This is a genomic window from Pseudomonas sp. JC1203 (assembly GCF_056175065.1).
The window spans coordinates 520402-540468 of sequence record NZ_JBWCAM010000001.1; the positions used below are offsets into that span (position 1 = coordinate 520402).

General features: G+C 64.2%; 16 protein-coding genes and 1 pseudogene. 13 read left to right on the forward strand and 4 right to left on the reverse strand.

Annotated features, from left to right (window positions below; all coding sequences use genetic code 11):
- Window positions 1-36: 36 nt before the first annotated feature.
- From AC0SZ7_RS02535 to etfB, 6 genes are all read left to right on the forward strand, one after another.
- Window positions 37-1014: a dipeptidase gene (locus AC0SZ7_RS02535; RefSeq protein WP_475502843.1), complete on the forward strand. Its 978-nt coding sequence runs from the start codon at window positions 37-39 to the stop codon at window positions 1012-1014.
- Window positions 1015-1065: 51 nt separating this feature from the next.
- A complete protein-coding gene (locus AC0SZ7_RS02540) occupies window positions 1066-1596 on the forward strand; it encodes a DUF5943 domain-containing protein (RefSeq protein WP_027980258.1) in 531 nt (176 codons plus the stop codon).
- Between the two features lie 15 nt (window positions 1597-1611).
- Entirely contained in the window at window positions 1612-3672 is a 2061-nt protein-coding gene (dgcA, locus tag AC0SZ7_RS02545) for a dimethylglycine demethylation protein DgcA (RefSeq protein ID WP_457358362.1), read from the forward strand.
- 159 nt (window positions 3673-3831) lie between these two features.
- Window positions 3832-5778 carry a dimethylglycine demethylation protein DgcB gene (gene dgcB, locus AC0SZ7_RS02550; protein WP_475502844.1) on the forward strand — a complete coding sequence of 649 codons (1947 nt, stop codon included), beginning with the start codon at window positions 3832-3834 and terminating at the stop codon, window positions 5776-5778.
- On the forward strand, window positions 5778-6998 hold the full coding sequence (gene etfA / locus AC0SZ7_RS02555; protein WP_475502845.1) for an electron transfer flavoprotein subunit alpha: 1221 nt from the start codon (window positions 5778-5780) through the stop codon (window positions 6996-6998). The genes dgcB and etfA overlap by 1 nt, the downstream gene beginning before the upstream one ends.
- Before the next feature lie 7 nt (window positions 6999-7005).
- Window positions 7006-7776, forward strand: coding sequence for an electron transfer flavoprotein subunit beta (gene etfB, locus AC0SZ7_RS02560; RefSeq protein ID WP_475502846.1), 771 nt, complete (start codon window positions 7006-7008; stop codon window positions 7774-7776).
- 103 nt (window positions 7777-7879) lie between these two features.
- Here the strand turns inward: etfB and AC0SZ7_RS02565 are convergent, their stop codons facing one another.
- Both AC0SZ7_RS02565 and gbcA read right to left on the reverse strand, forming a co-directional pair.
- Complete coding sequence (locus tag AC0SZ7_RS02565) at window positions 7880-8134, reverse strand: hypothetical protein (protein WP_475502847.1); 255 nt, start codon at window positions 8132-8134, stop codon at window positions 7880-7882.
- Between the two features lie 796 nt (window positions 8135-8930).
- Window positions 8931-10226 (reverse strand): glycine-betaine demethylase subunit GbcA, encoded by a 1296-nt coding sequence (gene gbcA, locus AC0SZ7_RS02570; RefSeq protein ID WP_475502848.1) that lies wholly within the window; start codon window positions 10224-10226, stop codon window positions 8931-8933.
- 283 nt (window positions 10227-10509) lie between these two features.
- Between gbcA and gbcB the strand changes: the two genes are divergently transcribed.
- A complete protein-coding gene (gene gbcB / locus AC0SZ7_RS02575) occupies window positions 10510-11610 on the forward strand; it encodes a glycine-betaine demethylase subunit GbcB (protein ID WP_416427247.1) in 1101 nt (366 codons plus the stop codon).
- Between the two features lie 78 nt (window positions 11611-11688).
- Here the strand turns inward: gbcB and AC0SZ7_RS02580 are convergent, their stop codons facing one another.
- Window positions 11689-13314 carry a methyl-accepting chemotaxis protein gene (locus AC0SZ7_RS02580; protein WP_475502849.1) on the reverse strand — a complete coding sequence of 542 codons (1626 nt, stop codon included), beginning with the start codon at window positions 13312-13314 and terminating at the stop codon, window positions 11689-11691.
- A gap of 286 nt (window positions 13315-13600) precedes the next feature.
- Here AC0SZ7_RS02580 and AC0SZ7_RS02585 point away from each other — a divergent pair, with 286 nt between their 5' ends.
- The 4 genes and pseudogenes from AC0SZ7_RS02585 to AC0SZ7_RS02600 all read left to right on the forward strand — a co-directional run bounded on the left by AC0SZ7_RS02585 (window position 13601) and on the right by AC0SZ7_RS02600 (window position 16190).
- Window positions 13601-13831 carry a hypothetical protein gene (locus AC0SZ7_RS02585; protein ID WP_475502850.1) on the forward strand — a complete coding sequence of 77 codons (231 nt, stop codon included), beginning with the start codon at window positions 13601-13603 and terminating at the stop codon, window positions 13829-13831.
- A complete protein-coding gene (locus tag AC0SZ7_RS02590) occupies window positions 13828-14130 on the forward strand; it encodes a cell division protein ZapA (RefSeq protein ID WP_416427245.1) in 303 nt (100 codons plus the stop codon). The genes AC0SZ7_RS02585 and AC0SZ7_RS02590 overlap by 4 nt, the downstream gene beginning before the upstream one ends.
- Before the next feature lie 287 nt (window positions 14131-14417).
- A pseudogene (locus AC0SZ7_RS02595) lies at window positions 14418-15326 on the forward strand (HAMP domain-containing protein); the annotation flags it as partial.
- Window positions 15327-15461: 135 nt separating this feature from the next.
- The gene (locus AC0SZ7_RS02600) at window positions 15462-16190 is read left to right on the forward strand and encodes a methyl-accepting chemotaxis protein (protein WP_475502981.1); all 729 of its coding nucleotides are present in this window, start codon (window positions 15462-15464) and stop codon (window positions 16188-16190) included.
- Between the two features lie 3 nt (window positions 16191-16193).
- Here the strand turns inward: AC0SZ7_RS02600 and AC0SZ7_RS02605 are convergent, their stop codons facing one another.
- Window positions 16194-17231 (reverse strand): threonine aldolase family protein, encoded by a 1038-nt coding sequence (locus AC0SZ7_RS02605; protein WP_475502851.1) that lies wholly within the window; start codon window positions 17229-17231, stop codon window positions 16194-16196.
- A gap of 299 nt (window positions 17232-17530) precedes the next feature.
- On the opposite strand from AC0SZ7_RS02605, the gene glyA reads away from it, so the two are divergent.
- On the forward strand, window positions 17531-18784 hold the full coding sequence (gene glyA / locus AC0SZ7_RS02610) for a serine hydroxymethyltransferase (RefSeq protein ID WP_475502852.1): 1254 nt from the start codon (window positions 17531-17533) through the stop codon (window positions 18782-18784).
- Window positions 18785-18800: 16 nt separating this feature from the next.
- Entirely contained in the window at window positions 18801-20051 is a 1251-nt protein-coding gene (locus AC0SZ7_RS02615; protein ID WP_475502853.1) for a sarcosine oxidase subunit beta family protein, read from the forward strand.
- Window positions 20052-20067 lie beyond the last annotated feature (16 nt).

The following is a 20067-nucleotide window of genomic DNA, read 5'->3' on the forward strand; positions in this document are numbered from 1 at the left end:
GATTCGGCGCCTGTATTGCCTAAAGGGGACAGCCTGATGAGCCCAGCCGAATTGCACGCCGACAGCATCGTTATCGACGGGCTGATCATTGCCAAATGGAACCGTGAGCTGTTCGAAGACATGCGCAAGGGCGGCCTGACCATGGCCAACTGCACCGTTTCGGTGTGGGAAGGCTTCCAGGCCACCATCGACAGCATCTGCAAAAGCCAGAAGCTGATGCGTGAAAACAGCGACCTGGTAATGCCCGTACGCACCACCGCCGACATTCGCAAGGCAAAGGAACTGGGCAAGACCGGCATCCTGTTCGGCTTCCAGAACGCCCATGCCTACGAAGACCAGATCGGCTACGTGGAAGTGTTCAAGCAGCTGGGCGTGGGCATTGTGCAGATGTGCTACAACACCCAGAACCTGGTGGGCACCGGCTGCTACGAACGCGACGGCGGCCTGTCGGGCTTCGGCCGCGAGATCGTCGCCGAAATGAACCGCGTGGGCGTGATGTGCGACCTGTCCCACGTAGGCTCGAAGACTTCCGAGGAAGTGATTCTCGAATCGAAAAAGCCGGTGTGCTACTCCCACTGCCTGCCGTCGGGGCTCAAGGAGCACCCGCGCAACAAGTCCGATGCGGAACTGAAGTTCATCGCCGACCACGGCGGCTTCGTTGGCGTGACCATGTTCGCGCCGTTCCTGGCCAAGGGCATCGAGTCGACCATCGACGACTACGCCGAAGCCATCGAATACACCATGAACATCGTCGGTGAAGACTCCATCGGCATCGGCACCGACTTCACCCAGGGCCACGGCCAGGACTTCTTCGAATACCTGACCCACGACAAGGGCTATGCGCGGCGCCTGACCAACTTCGGCAAGATCATCAACCCGCTGGGCATCCGCACCGTGGGCGAATTCCCGAACCTGACCGAGACCCTGCTCAAGCGCGGCCACAGCGAACGCGTGGTGCGCAAGATCATGGGCGAAAACTGGGTCAACGTTTTGAAGGACGTGTGGGGCGAGTAACGCCTTAACCCGCCTCACCCCCTTATTTCAAATTTCTGGAGTTAAGTTTCCATGGCCAAGATCGCCCCGCAATTGCCAATCGAAGTCGACAGCGAGACCGGTGTCTGGACCTCAGACGCCCTGCCGATGCTGTATGTGCCGCGGCATTTCTTCGTCAACAACCACATGGGCATCGAGGAAGTGCTGGGTGCCGACGCCTATGCCGAAATTCTCTACAAGGCTGGCTACAAGTCCGCCTGGCACTGGTGCGAGAAGGAAGCCGAATGCCACGGCCTGGAAGGCGTGGCGGTGTTCGAGCACTACATGAAGCGCCTGTCCCAGCGCGGTTGGGGCCTGTTCAAGATCCAGGACATCGACCTGGAAAAAGGCACCGCCAGCGTCAAGCTTGAGCACTCGTGCTTCGTGTACGTGTACGGCAAGGTCGGCCGCAAGGTGGACTACATGTTCACCGGCTGGTTCGCCGGCGCCATGGACCAGATTCTGGCTGCCAAGGGCAGCGCCATCCGCACCGTCGCCGAGCAGGTGTACGGCGGTTCGGAAGAAGGCCACGAAGATGGCCTGTTCACCGTCAAGCCGTTGTAAGTCGAGGACACCGTCATGGCTTTCGAAGCGATGTTCCAGCCGATCCAGATCGGCAAGTTGACGATCCGCAACCGCGTGCTCAGCACCGCGCACGCCGAGGTCTATGCCACTGATGGCGGCATGACTACCGATCGTTACGTCAAATACTACGAAGAGAAAGCCAAGGGCGGCATCGGCCTGGCGATCTGCGGCGGCTCGTCCAGCGTGGCCATCGACAGCCCGCAGGGCTGGTGGAAATCGGTGAACTTGGCTACCGACAAGATCATCCCGCACTTCCAGAACCTGGCCGACGCCATGCACAAGCATGGCGCCAAGATCATGATCCAGATTACCCACATGGGCCGCCGCTCGCGCTGGGACGGCGAGCACTGGCCCACGCTGATGTCGCCGTCGGGCATCCGCGAGCCGGTGCACCGCGCCACCTGCAAGACCATCGAGCCCGAAGAGATCTGGCGCGTGATCGGCAACTACGCCAGCGCCGCCGCGCGGGCCAAGGCCGGCGGCCTGGACGGCGTGGAACTGTCGGCCGTGCACCAGCACATGATCGACCAGTTCTGGAGCCCGCGGGTCAACAAGCGCACCGACGAATGGGGCGGCAGCTTTGAAAACCGCATGCGCTTCGGCCTGGAAGTGATCAAGGCCGTGCGCAAGGAAGTGGGCCCCGATTTCTGCGTGGGCCTGCGCATCTGCGGCGACGAATTCCACCCCGACGGCCTCAGCCACGAGGACATGAAGCAGATCGCCAAGTACTACGACGACACCGGCATGATCGACTTCATCGGCGTGGTGGGCTCGGGATGCGATACCCACAACACCCTGGCCAACGTTATCCCCAACATGAGTTACCCACCGGAGCCGTTCCTGCACCTGGCCGCCGGTATCAAGGAAGTGGTGAAGGCGCCGGTGCTGCACGCGCAGAACATCAAGGACCCGAACCAGGCCACGCGCATTCTCGAAGGCGGCTACGTGGACATGGTCGGCATGACCCGCGCGCACATCGCCGACCCGCACCTGATCGCCAAGATCAAGATGGGCCAGGTGGACCAGATCAAGCAGTGCGTGGGCGCCAACTATTGCATCGACCGCCAGTACCAGGGCCTGGACGTGCTGTGCATCCAGAACGCCGCCACCTCGCGTGAATACATGGGCGTGCCGCACATCATCGAGAAATCCACCGGGCCCAAGCGCAAGGTAGTGGTCGTTGGTGCCGGGCCGGCGGGCATGGAAGCGGCGCGGGTGTCGGCCGAGCGTGGCCACGACGTGACGCTGTTCGAGAAGAAGGATTTCATCGGTGGGCAGATCACCACGGCGTCGAAGGCGCCGCAACGTGACCAGATCGCCGGCATTACCCGCTGGTTCCAGCTGGAACTGGCACGCCTGAAGGTCGACCTGCGCCTGGGCACCGCCGCCGATGCGGCAACCATTCGCGACCTGCGCCCCGACGTGGTGGTGCTGGCCGTGGGCGGCCATCCGTTCCTGGAGCAGAATGAGCACTGGGGTGCGGAAGAAGGCCTGGTGGTAAGCAGCTGGGACGTGCTGGACGGCAAGGTGGCACCGGGCAAGAACGTGCTGGTGTACGACACCATCTGCGAGTTCACCGGCATGTCGGTGGCCGACTACCTCGCCGACAAGGGCGCCCAGGTGGAGATCGTCACCGACGACATCAAGCCGGGCGTGGCCATTGGCGGCACGTCGTTCCCTACCTACTACCGCAGCATGTACCCGAAAGAAGTGATCATGACTGGCGACTTCATGCTGGAAAAGGTCTACCGCGAGGGCGACAAGCTGGTGGCGGTGCTGGAGAACGAATACACCGGGGCCAAGGAAGAGCGCGTGGTGGACCAGGTGGTGGTGGAAAACGGCGTGCGGCCGGACGAGAAGCTGTATTACGAGCTGAAGCAGGAGTCGCGCAACAAGGGCCAGATGGACATTGAGGCGCTGTTCGCCATCCAGCCGCAACCGGCGCTGAGCCAGGCTGGCGATGGCTACCTGCTGTACCGCATCGGCGACTGCGTGGCCCAGCGCAACACCCATGCGGCGATCTACGACGCCCTGCGCCTGTGCAAGGACTTCTAAGCTCGGCGTAACCGCGTAGCAGCTGCCGCCAGGCGGCGTCGGGCCGCACCGCGGCCCCTGCGATCCTGACCCGGACGAAAGTCCTTCGGCCTTTATCGCAGCCTGGCGGCAGCTCCTACAGGAGCGCATTTATTTCGCTGTACTGGTGGGAGCCCCCCCATGCTGAACACTATCCTCCCCATCCTGCTATTCGCCGCCCTGGCCCTCGGCGTGCTCGGCGCCGTGCGCCGCGTGCGCCTGTGGCGCCAGGGCCGGCCAGCTGCCGTCGACCTGCTGGGCGGCCTGCTGGCCATGCCGCGGCGCTATATGGTCGACCTGCACCACGTGGTGGCCCGCGACAAATACATCGCCAACACCCACGTGGCCACCGCCGGTGGCGCGGTGCTGTCCATCGTGCTGGCCATCCTGGTGCACGGCTTCGGCCTGCATAACCGCGTGCTTGGCTACGCGCTGCTGTTCGCCACCGTGGTGATGTTCGTCGGCGCCGTGTTCGTCTTCAAGCGCCGGCTGAACCCGCCTTCACGGCTGTCGAAAGGCCCATGGATGCGCCTGCCGAAAAGCCTGCTGGCCTTCTCTGCAAGCTTCTTCCTGCTGACCCTGCCCGTGGCCGGCATCCTGCCCGCCGATTTCGGTGGCTGGGTGTTGGCGGCGATTCTGGCTGTGGGCGTGCTGTGGGGTGTGTCCGAGCTGTTCTTCGGCATGACCTGGGGCGGGCCCATGAAGCACGCCTTCGCCGGTGCCCTGCACCTGGCCTGGCACCGCCGCGCCGAGCGCTTTGGCGGCGGCCGTTCCACCGGCCTCAAGCCGCTGAACCTGGCCGACCCGGCTGCGCCGCTGGGCGTGGAAAAACCCAAGGACTTCACCTGGAACCAGCTGCTGGGCTTCGACGCCTGCGTGCAGTGCGGCAAGTGCGAGGCGGCCTGCCCGGCGTTCGCCGCCGGCCAGCCGCTGAACCCCAAGAAACTGATCCAGGACATGGTCGTGGGCCTGGCCGGTGGCACCGACGCTCACTTCGCCGGCAGCCCGTACCCGGGCAAGCCGGTCGGCGAGCACGGCGGCAACCCGCACCAGCCCATCGTCAACGGCCTGGTGGACGCCGAAACCCTGTGGTCGTGCACCACCTGCCGCGCCTGCGTGGAAGAGTGCCCGATGATGATCGAGCACGTCGACGCCATCGTCGACATGCGCCGCCACCTCACCCTGGAAAAAGGCGCTACCCCGAACAAGGGCGCCGAGGTGCTCGACAACCTGATCGCCACCGACAACCCCGGCGGCTTCAACCCCGGCGGCCGGATGAACTGGGCGGCCGACCTGAACCTCAACGTGATGAGCGAGAAGAAGACCGCCGACGTGCTGTTCTGGGTCGGTGACGGTGCCTTCGACATGCGCAACCAGCGCACCCTGCGCGCCTTCGTCAAAGTGCTGAAGGCGGCCAAGGTCGACTTCGCCGTGCTGGGCCTGGAAGAGCGCGACAGCGGTGACGTAGCCCGCCGCCTGGGCGACGAGGCGACATTCCAGCACTTGGCCAAGCGCAACATCCAGACCCTGGCCAAGTACAGCTTCAGCCGCATCGTCACCTGCGACCCGCACAGCTTCCACGTGCTGAAGAACGAATACGGTGCCTTCAACGGCAAGTACGACGTGCAGCACCACAGCACCTTCATGGCCGAACTGGTTACCAGCGGCAAACTCACCCTGGGCCAGCACAAGGGCGGTAGCGTTACTTACCACGACCCGTGCTACCTGGGCCGCTACAACGGCGAGTACCAGGCCCCGCGCGACGTGCTCAAGGCCCTGGGCATCGAGGTGCGCGAAATGCAGCGTTCCGGTTTCCGTTCACGCTGCTGCGGCGGCGGTGGCGGCGCGCCGATCACCGACATCCCCGGCAAGCAGCGTATTCCCGACATGCGCATGGACGACATCCGCGAGACCCAGGCCGAGCTTGTGGCCGTGGGTTGCCCACAGTGCACGGCCATGCTGGAAGGCGTCGTCGAGCCCCGCCCTTTGATCAAGGACATCGCCGAACTGGTGGCTGATGCGCTGGTGGAAGAGGCAGCGACGGCAAAGCCAACGCCGGCTAAACGTATCCCTGCGGAGGTGCACTGATGAGCGACATTATCCGCCGTGACCCGCGGGCCGAGAGAATTGCCCGCAACCGCCTGCACCCGCTGCACGCGGCCATGCAGCCGGTGCAGGCGTCCTGGATGGGGCCTGCGGGCGTCATCCGCAAGAACCCCCATGCCGTGGGCTTCATCGGCCCCAACGGCATCAAGCGCATCGACCGCAGCGGCGCGCAACAGGGCGGCGCGAGCAAGCGTTCGGCGGCTGTCGAGGTGCTGTTGCCGTTGCACCGGGTCATCGAACCTGCGTTCTACATTGCCGTGGTGCCGGACATGGTCGGCGGCCGCCTGAGCAGTCACGACCGCGACCTGCTGGGCCTGGCCCATCAGCTCGCGGGCAGCGACGGGGCGGTGCTGGCGATTGTCTTTGGCGAGCACAAGGAAAGCGCCTTCTCCACCGCCGGGGTCGACCGCCTGCTTGAAATCAGCGGCGACGAATACGACGGCTATGCCCCCGAGCAACGCATCCAGGGCCTGCGTGCCGTGGATAACCAGTTCAACCCGCGCCACTGGCTGCTGCCCGACAGCCGCAGCGGTGGCGGCGAGCTGGGCCGGCGCCTGGGTGCCAGCCTGGGCGAACGCCCGGCGACACGCATCTGGCAGGTCAAGGATGGCCGCTGCGTGGGCCGCGCTGGCGCCGGCCAGCAGGACATCAGCCGCGCCTTGCCACGGCTGATCCTGGCTGCGGCCGAATGCGCCGAGCCGGTGGACGAAACCCGTCACGAGGCGCTGCCGGTGCAGTTATCCACAAGCGTGGCGCGCAGCCTGTCGCGCATCGAAGACCTGGGCGCGGTGGCCGTGGACCCGGCCGCCATTCCCATGGCCGAGGCCGAGTTCATCTTCTCCGGCGGCAACGGCGTGCGCGACTGGCAGCTGTTCCACAACACCGCCGCAGCCTTGGGCGCCACCGAAGGCGCCTCGCGGGTGGCCGTGGACGATGGCTTCATGACCCGCGACCGCCAGGTGGGCGCCAGCGGCACCTGGGTCACGGCGCGCGTGTACGTGGCCGTCGGTATCTCCGGCGCCATCCAGCACCTGCAGGGCATTGGCGCTTGCGACAAGGTCATCGCCATCAACCTCGACCCCGGTTGCGACATGATCAAGCGCGCCGACCTCTCGGTGATCGGCGACAGCGGCGAGCTGCTCAAGGCGCTGATCGCCGCCGTGGACGCCTACCGTAACCAAGCCAAGCGCGATGCCGCCTGAGGTGCACATGAACATGAAAGTCGTCAGCCTGGTCTCCGTCGGCGCTCACCCCACCTCCGGCCGCAGCCGCCGCGCCGAGCAGGATGCCCGCGCGGTGGAACTGGGCCTGCAGCTGGCGGGGGATAACTTGCAGGTGGTGCACGCCGGCGACGTCCGCGAGCCCGCCCTGCGCAGCTACCTGGGCATGGGCCTGGCGCACATGGACGTGCTCGAACAACCGCCTGGCAGCGACGTGCTGCCGGCCTTGGCCAACTACCTGCACGATGTCGGCGCGCAACTGGTGCTGGCCGGCAGCCAGGCGGAAACCGGCGAAGGCTCGGGCATGCTGCCGTTCCTGCTGGCGGAAAAGCTTGGCTGGCCGCTGGTTACCGGCCTTGCCGAAGTGGAGTCAGTGAGCAACGGCGTCGCCCAGGTACTGCAAGCCCTGCCACGCGGCCAGCGCCGGCGCCTCAAGGTGCGCCTGCCGCTGCTGGCCACCGTCGACAACGCCGCCCCCAAGGCCCGCCAAAGCGCCTATGGCCCGGCCCAGCGCGGCCAGTTCCTGGTGGACCGGGTTGAAATCGTCGAAGACCCGTTATCCACAGGTGCCGAACTGAGCCCCGCCAAACCGCGGCCCAAACGCCTGAAAGTGATCAAGGCCAAGAGCGGCGCCGACCGCATGAAAGCCGCCACGGCCAAGGCCAGCGGTGGCGGCGGGCAGGTGCTCAAGGGCGTAAGTGCGCAGGAAGGCGCGCAGGCGATATTGAAGTTGTTGGTGGAGGAGGGGGTGGTGCGCTGACCAACGCGCTCAGCCATTCCCCAACCCGTGACGCGGCCTGCGGCCGCTGCTACGGAATGTGCCCCGTAGCAGCTGCCGAAGGCGGCGTCACAGGATATGCGTGTCAGGCATCCCGCCGCCCCAACCCTTCCCACCGAATATTCACCCACACCATGAACAACCCCCGTGGTTGCACCGGCCTGGCACGCCGTGGCTGCTGGCGACGCAACCAGTAAACCACCGTTACCACGCCGGCCAGGCACAGCGGCAAGCCCACCTGCAACACATGCCGCCAGTCGGTGTGGGGCTCGGCGCTGGCGAGGCTGATGCCCAGCAGCAGGGCAATGGCGAGGGCGGCGATGAGGCTATCCGAGTGCATGGGTTATCCTTTTTTTATTGGTGCAAACAGATTGATCAAGGACCTTGTGCGCGACAACCCCGACAGGTGTAGGGGGTGTTGGCCCCAGTTGCCCACATTCCGTGTGGGTGAGCGTGTGGATAAGTTGTTCGTGCTTCGCCAGGATCCAGACAGATCAAGGCCTGCAGCGCCCTGATCATTAAATGACCAGGCTAAGTGGCTGTTTTTCCGTGGTTTTCACTGTGGGTAAAACGCCGTGGCCGGCCCATGTTGCCCACAATCCTTGTTGGTGCCTCTGTGGATAATCTGTTCGCGTAACGCTGGGAGCCTTGTGTGGCAAGGCGTGCGCAGGTTTGGTTGTTTTTTGATCAAAATGAGGGTTTTGACTTGGTGTAAGCGCTGTAATCCCTATAAACCGCCGGTTTCAGCGGTTTTCCACAGGGCTATGGGCAGAGCGTCAAACTTGCGCACAAAGTCTGTTGGCGTAACTGTGGATAAGGTGTTCGCCCATGGCTACAGGCCAATAACCACGTGCCCTACAGAGTTTTGGTCAATATTTGATCAACTCGCCCTGCGGAAGGTGATTCCGAATAAGTCACGGTTTTTCTTGGGTTTCTTGCACAGGCGGGCAGCACTTGCCCACATTTGCTGTGGGCCTGGCTGTGGATAAGATGTTGGTGCAAGGCTGCAGGCCTTGTAAATTGTGGCGTTGCCTACAGTTGATCATTAATCGATCAGAAGGTGGGAGCTGGCTTGCCAGCGAGCTGTTGGGGCCCGAAAGGCTCGCTGGCAAGCCAGCTCCCACATCGATCGCAGATTACTCGTGTACGGCTACGCCCTTGAGATAAGGCGCGGGCGCCGCCCCCAGGTTGCTGAGCATGCGCTCGCTGTACCAGTCGATGAAGTTCACCACGCCAAACTCATAGGTCTTGGAGTACGGACCTGGCTGGTAGGCGGTGGAGTTGATGCCTTTCTGGTTTTCCTCGGCCAGGCGGCGGTCCTGGTCGTTGGTGGCGTCCCACACCTGGCGCATGCGGTCCACGTCGTAGTCCACGCCTTCCACGGCGTCCTTGTGCACCAGCCATTTGGTGGTGACCACGGTTTCCTGGGCGCTGATGGGCCACACGGTGAAGACGATGATGTGGTCGCCCATGCAGTGGTTCCAGGAGTGCGGCAGGTGCAGGATGCGCATGGAGCCCAGGTCCGGGTTCTGGATGCGGCCCATCAGCTTCTTGCAGCCCACCTTGCCGTCCAGGGTCATGGACACAGTGCCCTTGAGCAGCGGCATGCGCACGATGCGGTTGCGCAGGCCGAAGCTGGCGTGGGCGTAGGGGATCTTCTCGGCTTCCCAGGCGGCGGCGCTGGCGGCCACGTGGTCCTTGAAGGCCTGGTCGGCGCGCGGGTCGGTGACGTCGTCCCACTCAAGCAGGGTTTTCAACAGCTCGGGGTGCGAGCCGCCGCAGTGGTAGCACTCGCGGTTGTTTTCCAGCACCAGCTTCCAGTTGGCCTTTTCCACCAGGGTGGTGGTGATCGCCACCTTGGTATTTTCCATGTCGTAGGGTTCCATGTAGTGCTCAAGCGTGCGCAGGAACTCGTCGATGGCCGGTGGGTTCTGGGCCAGGCTGATGAAGATGTAGCCGCCGGCGGTCTTCACGTTCACAGGTTTCAGGCCGTACTGCTTCATGTCGAAGTCGGCGCCCATCTCGGTGCCGGCGAACAGCAGGCGGCCGTCCAGTTCGTAGGTCCACTGGTGGTAATGGCACACCAGCTTGGCCACCTTGCCCTTTTCGCTGGTGCACAGGCGCGAGCCACGGTGGCGGCAGACGTTGTGGAAGGCATGCACCACGCCGTCGGCGCCGCGCACCACCAGGATCGGGTTCTTGCCAATCTGCAGGGTAATGAAATTGCCCTTGGTGGGGATCTCGCTGGTCATGCCGGCGATCAGCCATTCCTTCTGGAAGATCTCCTGCATGTCGATGTCGAACAGCCGCTCGTCGTTATAGAACGGCTGGGGCAGCGAAAACGTGCGCTCCCGGGTCTGGAGCATCTCAGCGGTGGCCTTGCGTGCGGGTTCCAGCGGGTCGCCCAGGCTCAGGGTAGCGGTAACGTCCATCGTGTGTGTCCTCATGGCCATCTGTGCGGCCGCGAAAAGTGGCTGATACGGTTTGCAACGCAAGGCTTGATAACAGCGGTTCATTTGCCGTGGAGTGTGCGTCCGCCGCAGCCGCGAACCTTATCCATGGGCGACATGGCCCAATCCATTCCCGACGCCCCAGCCCTTGCACCATGGGGCTGGTCGCCATAAGCATGTGAATGTCGCAGATAGGAAAGTGACAGCGACACGGCCCACGCAGAATCCTTCCCCATGAGGCCGACAGTCGGCCGTGGAGATGAGCATGTCGAACAGCTTCCTGAGCCCGGTAAACACCCAGACATGGGCCAATGGCCGCCATGTGGTCCGTTGCGTCAAGGTCATCCAGGAAACCTGGGACGTGCGCACCTTCTGCTTCATGGCTGACCAGCCCATTCTGTTCTTCTTCAAGCCGGGGCAGTTCGTGACCCTGGAGCTGGAAATAGAAGGGCAGCCGGTGATGCGTTCCTACACCATTTCCAGCTCGCCGTCGGTACCGTACAGCTTCTCCATTACCATCAAGCGCGTGCCCGGCGGGCGCGTGTCGAACTGGCTGCACGACACCTTGCACGAAGGCCAGGAACTGGCGGTGCACGGCCCGGTGGGCCTGTTCAACGCCATCGACTTCCCGGCGCCGAAGGTGCTGTACCTCAGCGGCGGCGTCGGCATTACCCCGGTAATGTCCATGGCGCGCTGGTTCTACGACACCAACGCCAACGTCGACATGGTGTTCGTGCACAGCGCCCGCTCGCCCAAGGACATCATTTACCACCGCGAGCTGGAACACATGGCGTCGCGAATCGACAACTTCAGCCTGCACATCATTTGCGAGAAACACGGCCTGGGCGAGCCATGGGCGGGCTACCGCGGCTACCTGAACCACAAGCTGCTGGAGCTGATTGCCGCCGACTTCATGGAACGCGAGATCTATTGCTGCGGCCCGACGCCGTACATGAACGCGGTCAAGCGCCTGCTGGAAGCGGCCGGTTACGACATGTCGCGCTACCACGAGGAGTCTTTCGGGGCCACGCCGCCGGAAGCGCGGGCGGACGCGGTGGAGAATGCCGAACAGGCCGCCGAGGCACCGGAGCCCGATGCCAGCGAACTGCACCAGGTGGAGTTCACTGCCGCCGGCAAGAGCATTCGCGTGGCCCCGGGGGAAACCGTGCACGCGGCTGCGGCCAAGCTCGGCCTGATGATTCCCAAGGCCTGCGGCATGGGTATCTGCGGCACCTGCAAGGTGATGAAGCTGGGTGGGGAAGTGGAGATGGAGCACAACGGCGGCATTACCGACGAGGACGTTGCCGATGGCTATATCCTGTCGTGCTGCAGCGTGCCGAAGGGGGATGTGCGGATCGAATATTGATGTTGTGGGAGCTGGCTTGCCAGCGAGCGTTTCAGGGCCTCAACAGCTCGCTTGCCACCCCCCACCCCCCCACGGATGTTACAGGCTGAAACGCGCCACCATGCTGTTCAAATCCACCGCCAACCGCGACAGCTCGGCGCTGGCCGCTGTGGTCTGGTTGGCGCCGGTGGCCGATTGCACCGACAAGTCACGAATGTTCACCAGGTTGCGGTCCACTTCACGGGCCACTTGAGCCTGCTCTTCGGCCGCGCTGGCGATCACCAGGTTGCGCTCGTTGATCTGCACGATGGCACCATTGATGGTGTCCAGGGCCATGCCCGCGCCCTTGGCGATATTGAGGGTCGACTCGGCGCGCTCGGTGCTGTTGCGCATCGAGTTCACGGCCTGTTCGGTGCCGCCCTGGATGCTGCCGATCATGCGCTCGATCTCGGCAGTGGACTGCTGGGTGCGGTGCGCCAGGGCGCGAACTTCGTCGGCTACCACGGCAAAACCACGGCCGGCCTCACCGGCACGGGCCGCTTCGATGGCGGCGTTCAACGCCAGCAGGTTGGTCTGGTCGGCCAGGCCGCGAATCACGTCCAGCACCTTGCCGATGTCACGGGATTCATTCGCCAGGTTGCCGATCAGGTCGGCGGTGCTTTGCACGTCGGCGCTCATGCGTTCGATGGCGCCCACGGTTTCCTGCACCAGGTCGCGGCCGTCGCTGGCCGAGCTGGTGGCGTCCTTGGAGGCTTCCGAGGTACTGACGGCGTTGCGCGCCACTTCTTCCACGGCGCTGGTCATCTCGTTGACAGCGGTGGCCGCCTGCTCGATCTCGTGGTTCTGCTGGGTCAGGCCACGGGCGCTTTCGTCGGTAACGCTGTTCAGCTCTTCGGCGGCCGAGGCGAGCTGGGTGGCCGAGCCGGAAATGCGCTGCAGGGTGTCGCGCAGCTTGTTCTGCATCTTTTCCATGGCGATCAGCAGGCGTGCGGCTTCGTCGCGGCCTTCCACATGGATAGGGCGGGTCAGGTTGCCTTCGGCGATCTGCTCGGCGGCGGCCAGCGCCTGGTCAATCGGCACGACAATACTGCGGGTCAGCAGCCAGGCGAACAGGAAGGTCAGCACCGCAGCGATGATCAGCAGGGTCACCACCAGGGTGAAGGCCGAGGAATACTGGGCGGCCGCGGCATTGTTCATGTCGGCGGTCTGCTGGGTGTTGATGGTGATCAGGCTGTCCAGGGCGCTGTTGATCTTTGCCGAGTTGTCCTGCAGGTCGCTGTTGACCACCTTGCGCAGCGCGTCCAGGTCGTTGCTGCCGTTGACGGCGCGCATGCGCGATTCCAGCTCGTGGTATTCGGTCAGGGCGTTCTTCAACTGGCCGTAGGCGGCGCGTTCGTCGGCGCCGGCGATCAGTGGCTCGTAGGCGGCCTGGGCCTTGGCGATCAGTTCGTTGCGCGAGTCCAGCAGCTTCAGGGTGTCGGCCTGGGTCTGGGCATCACGGTTGGCCAGCAGGCGGTAGGACAGCACGCGCATGCGCAGGGTCAGCTGGGTGATCTGGTCCAGGTTGGCGATGCTGGGCAGGGTATTGGTCTCGATGTTTTCACCGGCCTTGCGGATGCTGCCCATCTGCATGAGGGCGAACACGCCGAGGATGATCATCAAGGCGCCGATACAGGCGAAACCGGAAAGCGCACGGGGCGCGATATTCATATTGCGAAGGGACATGGCGGGTACCAGTTGGGAGGCGCGCGTTCCGTGCGTTCTGAAGAAACTTGCAGTGCCTATCGGTCATCCAGGGCAACTCTTTAGGGGCCATTTGTCGCAGGGGCGGGGCCGGGCCGGAACCGAATGGGCATATGCCGGTCCATCAGGGTCTGTTTCGGGTTCGGCCCGGAGCTGGACCATGGAAGGTCGCCGCAGCGTATTTCATGGTCCGGGGCCTTATAAACCCTGGCCTGCGCGGCGACTTTTCTTTATCGTTACCGCCCTTTGAACCTGCCGAGAAATCATCATGCTGGAAACAACTCTGAGCCAACTGGAACAACTGGTCAGCGAACTGGTTGAACAGAACCGCGTCCTCACCGAAAACAACGCTCAAATCAACGCTCAACTGGCCCAGGCCAAGGAAGAGAACGAGTCCCTGCAACTGACCCTGATGGAACAGGAAGAGAAGCAGACCTCCACCGTTTCGCGTATCCAGGCCCTGGTTCAGCGCGCTAGCGCTGGTGCCGTGAGCGCATGAGTACCGGCCAGGAGTCGATCAAGGTCGTGTCGATCCTGGGCAATGACTACTCGCTCAAGGCGCCGCCGGGTGAAGAGCAGAAACTGCTCGACGCCACTCGCCTGCTCAATGCGTCGTTGGCCGAGACCAAACGCAAGTACCCCTCCCTCATCGGCGACAAGTTGCTGGTGCTGGCGGCGCTGAACCTGTGCTCCAAGCAGCTGGAAATGCAGCAGCAGCACAGCGAAGCGCTCAACCGTTATCAAGAGCAAGTCAACGCCACGGTTGATGTGATCAAGAACACCATCAGCCACGGCTGAAGGTAAGTGCCCCGCCAGCGGCGGCGGGGCCTTTGCACTATTGTGTAACCGTTCGTCTGGGTAATGTATACAATCGGCACGGCTGTTGCAGTCTTGCCGATGTAGACATTCAGAGGGTTACACCCATGCAGTTGTGGCGCCGCAGTATTCAATGGCAATTGATCCTCAGCATGGGCACGGCCCTGCTGGTCAGCATCCTGATTGTGGTGGGTATCTACACGGTGGTGGTCAACCGCCTGGCCCAGACGTACCTGTTGGAAACAGCCTTGCCGGCCAGCATCGAGGCCATGCGCAATGACATCGAACGGATTCTGGTCAAGCCACTGACTGCGGCCGACGACATCGCCAGCAACACCCTGGTGCAGCAATGGCTGGCGGAGGGCGAAAATAGTGCCCAATTGCCATCATTCACTCAGTACCTCGAAGGTGTGCGTGGCCAGCACCAGGCGTTCACTGCGTTGATTGCCAGTGCCAGCAGCAACCATTACTACACCGAGAAAGGCCTGGACCGTACCCTCAGCCGCAACAACCCCCAGGACAGCTGGTTCTACCAGTTCCTCGACAGCGGCAAGCCGCGCACCCTCAATATCGATAACGACACCGCCACCGGCGCGCCGACGCTGTTCATCGACCTGCGCGTGCAGCAGGCCGGCAAGACCCTGGGCATCGCCGGCCTGGGCCTGAGCATGAGCGAATTGTCGGAGCTGATTCACAACTACAGTTTCGGCGAGCGCGGCAAGGTATTCCTGGTGCGCAACGACGGCCTCATCCAGGTACACCCGCAGGCCGACCTCAGCGGCAAGCGGCAACTGGCCGAACAGATCGGCCCCGATGCGGCCAAGGCTGTGCTCGGCCACAGCAGCTTGACCACTGGCCGCTTCCAGCGCGATGGCGAAGACTTCCTGGCCCTGGCCTTGCCCCTGCGCGACCTGAACTGGAGCCTGGTGGCCGAGGTGCCCGAGGCGCAGATCTACGCCCAGGCGCGCCAGGCCATGTGGCTGACCAGCCTGATTGGCCTGGCGGTGGCGCTGGTGTGCCTGTTGCTGGTGGTGCTGCTGGCGCGCGGGCTGGTACGGCCGATTCGCCAGGTAACCGCAGCGCTGGTTGCCATTGGCAGTGGTGGCGGCGACCTGACCCACCGCCTGGATGATTCGCGCGCAGACGAACTGGGCGACCTGGCGCGTGGCTTCAACCGCTTTCTGGGCAGCCAGCGCGACATGATCGCCGAGGTGCTGGCTACCAGCGAGCGCCTGCGCGGCACGGTCGGCCAAGTGGCAAAAGTGGTGGACAACACCGCCGATCGTGCCGGCCGGCAGCAGGAAATGACCGACATGGTGGCCACTGCCGTGCACGAAATGGGCCTGACCGTGCAGGAAATCGCCCGCAACGCCGGCAGCGCTGCCGAAGCCTCGCAAACCGCCCGGGACGAAGCCCTGCAGGCGCGCGATATCGTGGGCCGCTCCATTGCCCACATCGAAGGCATGTCGGTGGAAATCGGCAGCGCCGCCGGTGCAGTCAGCGAACTGGCCGAGCAGGTGGGTTCCATCGACCAGGTGCTGGCAGTGATCCGCGGCATTTCCGAGCAGACCAACCTGCTGGCGCTGAACGCAGCCATCGAAGCGGCGCGGGCAGGGGAGATGGGCCGTGGCTTTGCCGTGGTGGCCGACGAGGTGCGTACCCTGGCGCAGCGCACCCAGGCGTCCACCGACGAGATTCAGAAGATGATTGGCCGCCTGAAGCAGGGCGCCGAGCACGCCGTGGCGTCCATGCACAGCGGCCAGGCGGCCACCGGTACTGGCGTGGCGTCGAGCCAGCGCACCGGCGAATCGCTGACGGCCATTACCGGGCAGGTGGAGCGCATCAGCGACATGAACCACCAGGTGGCCACCGCCACCGAAGAGCAGACGGCGGTGACCGAGGAGATCAACCGCAACGTGCAGGGCATCTCCGACCTGGCGCGGGCCACGGCGGGCGAGGTGCGCAGCGGCCGTGAAGAATGCCAGGCCCTGAGCCGCCTGGCCGACGACCTGGCGCGGCAGATGGGCGGGTTCAAACTGTGACGATCAGCTCATCACCTGGCGAATATCCGCCGCCAGCTGCCGAACCCGCGCCTCTTCGGTGTCCCACGAACACATGAACCGTGCGCCACCGCTACCGATGAAGGTGTAGAAGCGCCAGCCCTTGCCGCGCAAGGCCTCAAGGGCTGGTTCCGACATTTGCAGGAACACCCCGTTGGCTTCCACCGGGAACATCAGCTCCACGCCGGGAATGTCCGCCACCAGCTGGCTCAGCAATTGCGCGCAGTGGTTGGCGTGGCGGGCGTGCTTGAGCCAGGCGTCGTTTTCCAGCAGGCCCACCCAGGGCGCCGACAGGAAGCGCATCTTCGAGGCCAGCTGGCCGGCCTGCTTGCAGCGGTAGTCGAAATCCACCGCCAGTTCATGCTTGAAGAACAGGATGGCCTCGCCCACGGCCATGCCGTTCTTGGTGCCGCCGAAGCACAGCACGTCCACGCCCGATTTCCACGTCAGCTCCGCCGGCGAGCAGCCCAAGGTGGCGCAGGCGTTGGCGAAGCGTGCGCCGTCCATGTGCAGGTTCAGCCCCAGTTCCTTGCAGGTGGCGCTGATGGCCTTGAGCTCTTCGGGGCGGTACACGCTGCCCACTTCGGTGGCCTGGGTGAGGGTGACCACCCGTGGCTTGGGGTAGTGGATGTCCTGGCGCTTGAGCGCCACCTCACGGATGGATTCCGGGGTCAGCTTGCCGTTCTCGCTGCGGGCGGTGAGCAGCTTGGAACCGTTGGAGAAGAACTCCGGCGCGCCGCATTCGTCGGTCTCGACATGGGCGGTCTCCGAGCAGATGACGCTGTGGTAGCTCTGGCACAGCGACGACAGCGCCAGGGAGTTGGCGGCGGTGCCGTTGAAGGCGAAGAACACCTCGCAGTCGGTTTCGAACAGGCGGCGGAAGTGGTCGGCGGCGCGCGCTGTCCACTGGTCGTCGCCGTAGGCGCGTTCGTGGCCGTGGTTGGCCTGCTCCATGGCCGCCCAGGCTTCGGGGCAGATGCCCGAGTAGTTGTCACTGGCAAACTGCTGGCTTTGCTCGTTCATGGCCGGTTCCTTGTGATCTTGTAGCCGGTCACTGTAAACCAGTGTGTCGCCGACGGGTATGGGGACCTGTAGCAGCGGCCGCAGGCCGCGTCCCCGGCTCGCACGGTGGTGCCTGGGACGCGGCCTGGCGGCCGCTGCTACAGGGGCTTTTGCACGCCATGTCGTTAACGCACCTTTGTGTGGCGCGCGCAGGCATCTGGCCTATAAGCGCCAGCCCTACCATCGCACTCAAAGGGGGCTGCCAGAAGGCCGCTCCCGACCAATACGACAGGCGCCGCGCCGCCGCTGGGAGAACCGCGATGTTCAGCAAGCAAGACCAGATCCAGGGTTATGACGATGCACTGCTGGCGGCAATGAATGCCGAAGAACAGCGGCAGGAAGATCACATCGAGCTGATCGCCTCGGAAAACTACACCAGCAAGCGCGTGATGCAGGCCCAGGGCAGCGGTTTGACCAACAAATACGCCGAAGGCTACCCGGGCAAGCGCTACTACGGTGGCTGCGAGCACGTGGACAAGGTCGAGCAACTGGCCATCGACCGCGCCAAGCAGCTGTTCGGCGCCGACTACGCCAACGTCCAGCCGCACTCGGGCAGCCAAGCCAACGCCGCGGTGTACCTGGCGCTGCTGTCGGCCGGCGACACCGTGCTGGGCATGAGCCTGGCCCACGGCGGCCACCTGACCCACGGTGCCAAGGTCAGCTTCAGCGGCAAGCTGTACAACGCCGTGCAGTACGGCATCGACACCGACACCGGCCTGATCGACTACGACGAAGTGGAACGCCTGGCCGTCGAACACAAACCGAAAATGATCATCGCCGGCTTCTCGGCCTACTCCAAGACCCTGGACTTCCCACGCTTCCGCGAGATCGCCGACAAGGTGGGCGCCTACCTGTTCGTCGACATGGCCCACGTGGCTGGCCTGGTCGCCGCCGGCCTGTACCCCAACCCGATTCCGTTCGCCGACGTGGTCACCACCACCACCCACAAGACCCTGCGCGGCCCCCGTGGCGGCCTGATTCTGGCGCGTGCCAACGAAGCGCTGGAGAAGAAACTCAACGCCGCAGTATTCCCCGGCGGCCAGGGCGGCCCGCTGATGCACGTCATCGCTGCCAAGGCCGTGTGCTTCAAGGAAGCATTGGAGCCAGGCTTCAAGGCCTACCAGCAGCAGGTCATCGACAACGCCCAGGCCATGGCCGCCGTGTTCGTCGACCGTGGCTACGACGTGGTCTCCGGCGGCACCGACAACCACCTGTTCCTGGTCAGCCTGATCCGCCAGGGCCTGACCGGCAAAGATGCCGACGCCGCCCTGGGCCGCGCCCACATCACCGTCAACAAGAACGCCGTGCCCAACGACCCACAGTCGCCCTTCGTGACCTCGGGCCTGCGCATCGGCACCCCGGCCGTCACCAGCCGTGGCTTCAAGGTAGCGCAGTGCACCGCCCTGGCCGGCTGGATCTGCGACATCCTCGACAACCTGGGCGATGCCGACGTGGAAGCCAATGTGGCCACGAACGTCGCCGCCCTGTGCGCTGACTTCCCGGTTTACCGCTGAGCTGGAGTAACCCCCTATGCAACGTTATTCGGGCTTCGGCCTTCTCAAACACTCCCTCAGCCACCACGAAAACTGGCAGCGCATGTGGCGCACGCCAACGCCCAAGAAGGTCTACGACGTGGTCATCGTCGGCGGCGGCGGGCACGGCCTGGCCACGGCCTACTACCTGGCCAAGGAACACGGCATCACCAACGTCGCGGTGGTGGAAAAGGGCTGGCTGGGCGGCGGCAACACCGCCCGCAACACCACCATCGTGCGCTCCAACTACCTGTGGGACGAATCGGCCCACCTGTACGAGCACGCCATGAAGCTGTGGGAAGGCCTGTCCCAGGACCTCAACTACAACGTCATGTTCAGCCAGCGCGGCGTGTACAACCTGTGCCACACCCTGCAGGACATGCGTGACTCGGAACGCCGCGTCAGCGCCAACCGCCTCAACGGCGTGGACGGCGAACTGCTGAACGGCAAGCAGGTGGCCGAAGAAATTCCGTACCTGGACTGCTCGAAGAACACCCGCTACCCGATCATCGGCGCCACCGTGCAACGCCGCGGCGGCGTGGCCCGTCACGACGCCGTGGCCTGGGGCTTCGCCCGTGCCGCCGACGCCCTGGGCGTGGACCTGATCCAGCAGACCGAAGTGATTGGCTTCCGCAAGGAAAACGGCGTGTGCATTGGCGTCGAGACCAATAAGGGCTTCATCGGCGCCAAGCGCGTCGGCGTGGTGACCGCCGGTAACTCCGGGCACATGGCCAAGCTGGCCGGGTTCCGCCTGCCAGTGGAATCCCACCCGTTGCAGGCGCTGGTGTCGGAGCCGATCAAGCCCATCATCGACAGCGTCATCATGTCCAACGCCGTGCACGGCTACATCAGCCAGTCCGACAAGGGCGACCTGGTGATCGGCGCCGGCATCGACGGCTGGGTCGGCTACGGCCAGCGCGGTTCGTACCCGGTGATCGAGCACACCATCCAGGCCATCGTCGAGATGTTCCCGGTGCTCTCGCGCGTACGCATGAACCGCCAGTGGGGCGGCATCGTCGACACCACCCCGGACGCCTGCCCGATCATCTCCAAGACCCCGGTACCGAACATGTTCTTCAACTGCGGTTGGGGCACCGGCGGCTTCAAGGCCACCCCGGGCTCGGGCAACGTCTTTGCCGCAAGCCTGGCCAAGGGTGAAATGCACCCGCTGGCCAAGCCGTTTTCTATCGAGCGTTTCCACAATGGCGCGCTGATCGACGAACACGGCGCTGCCGCGGTCGCCCACTAATTACAGGAGAACTCCT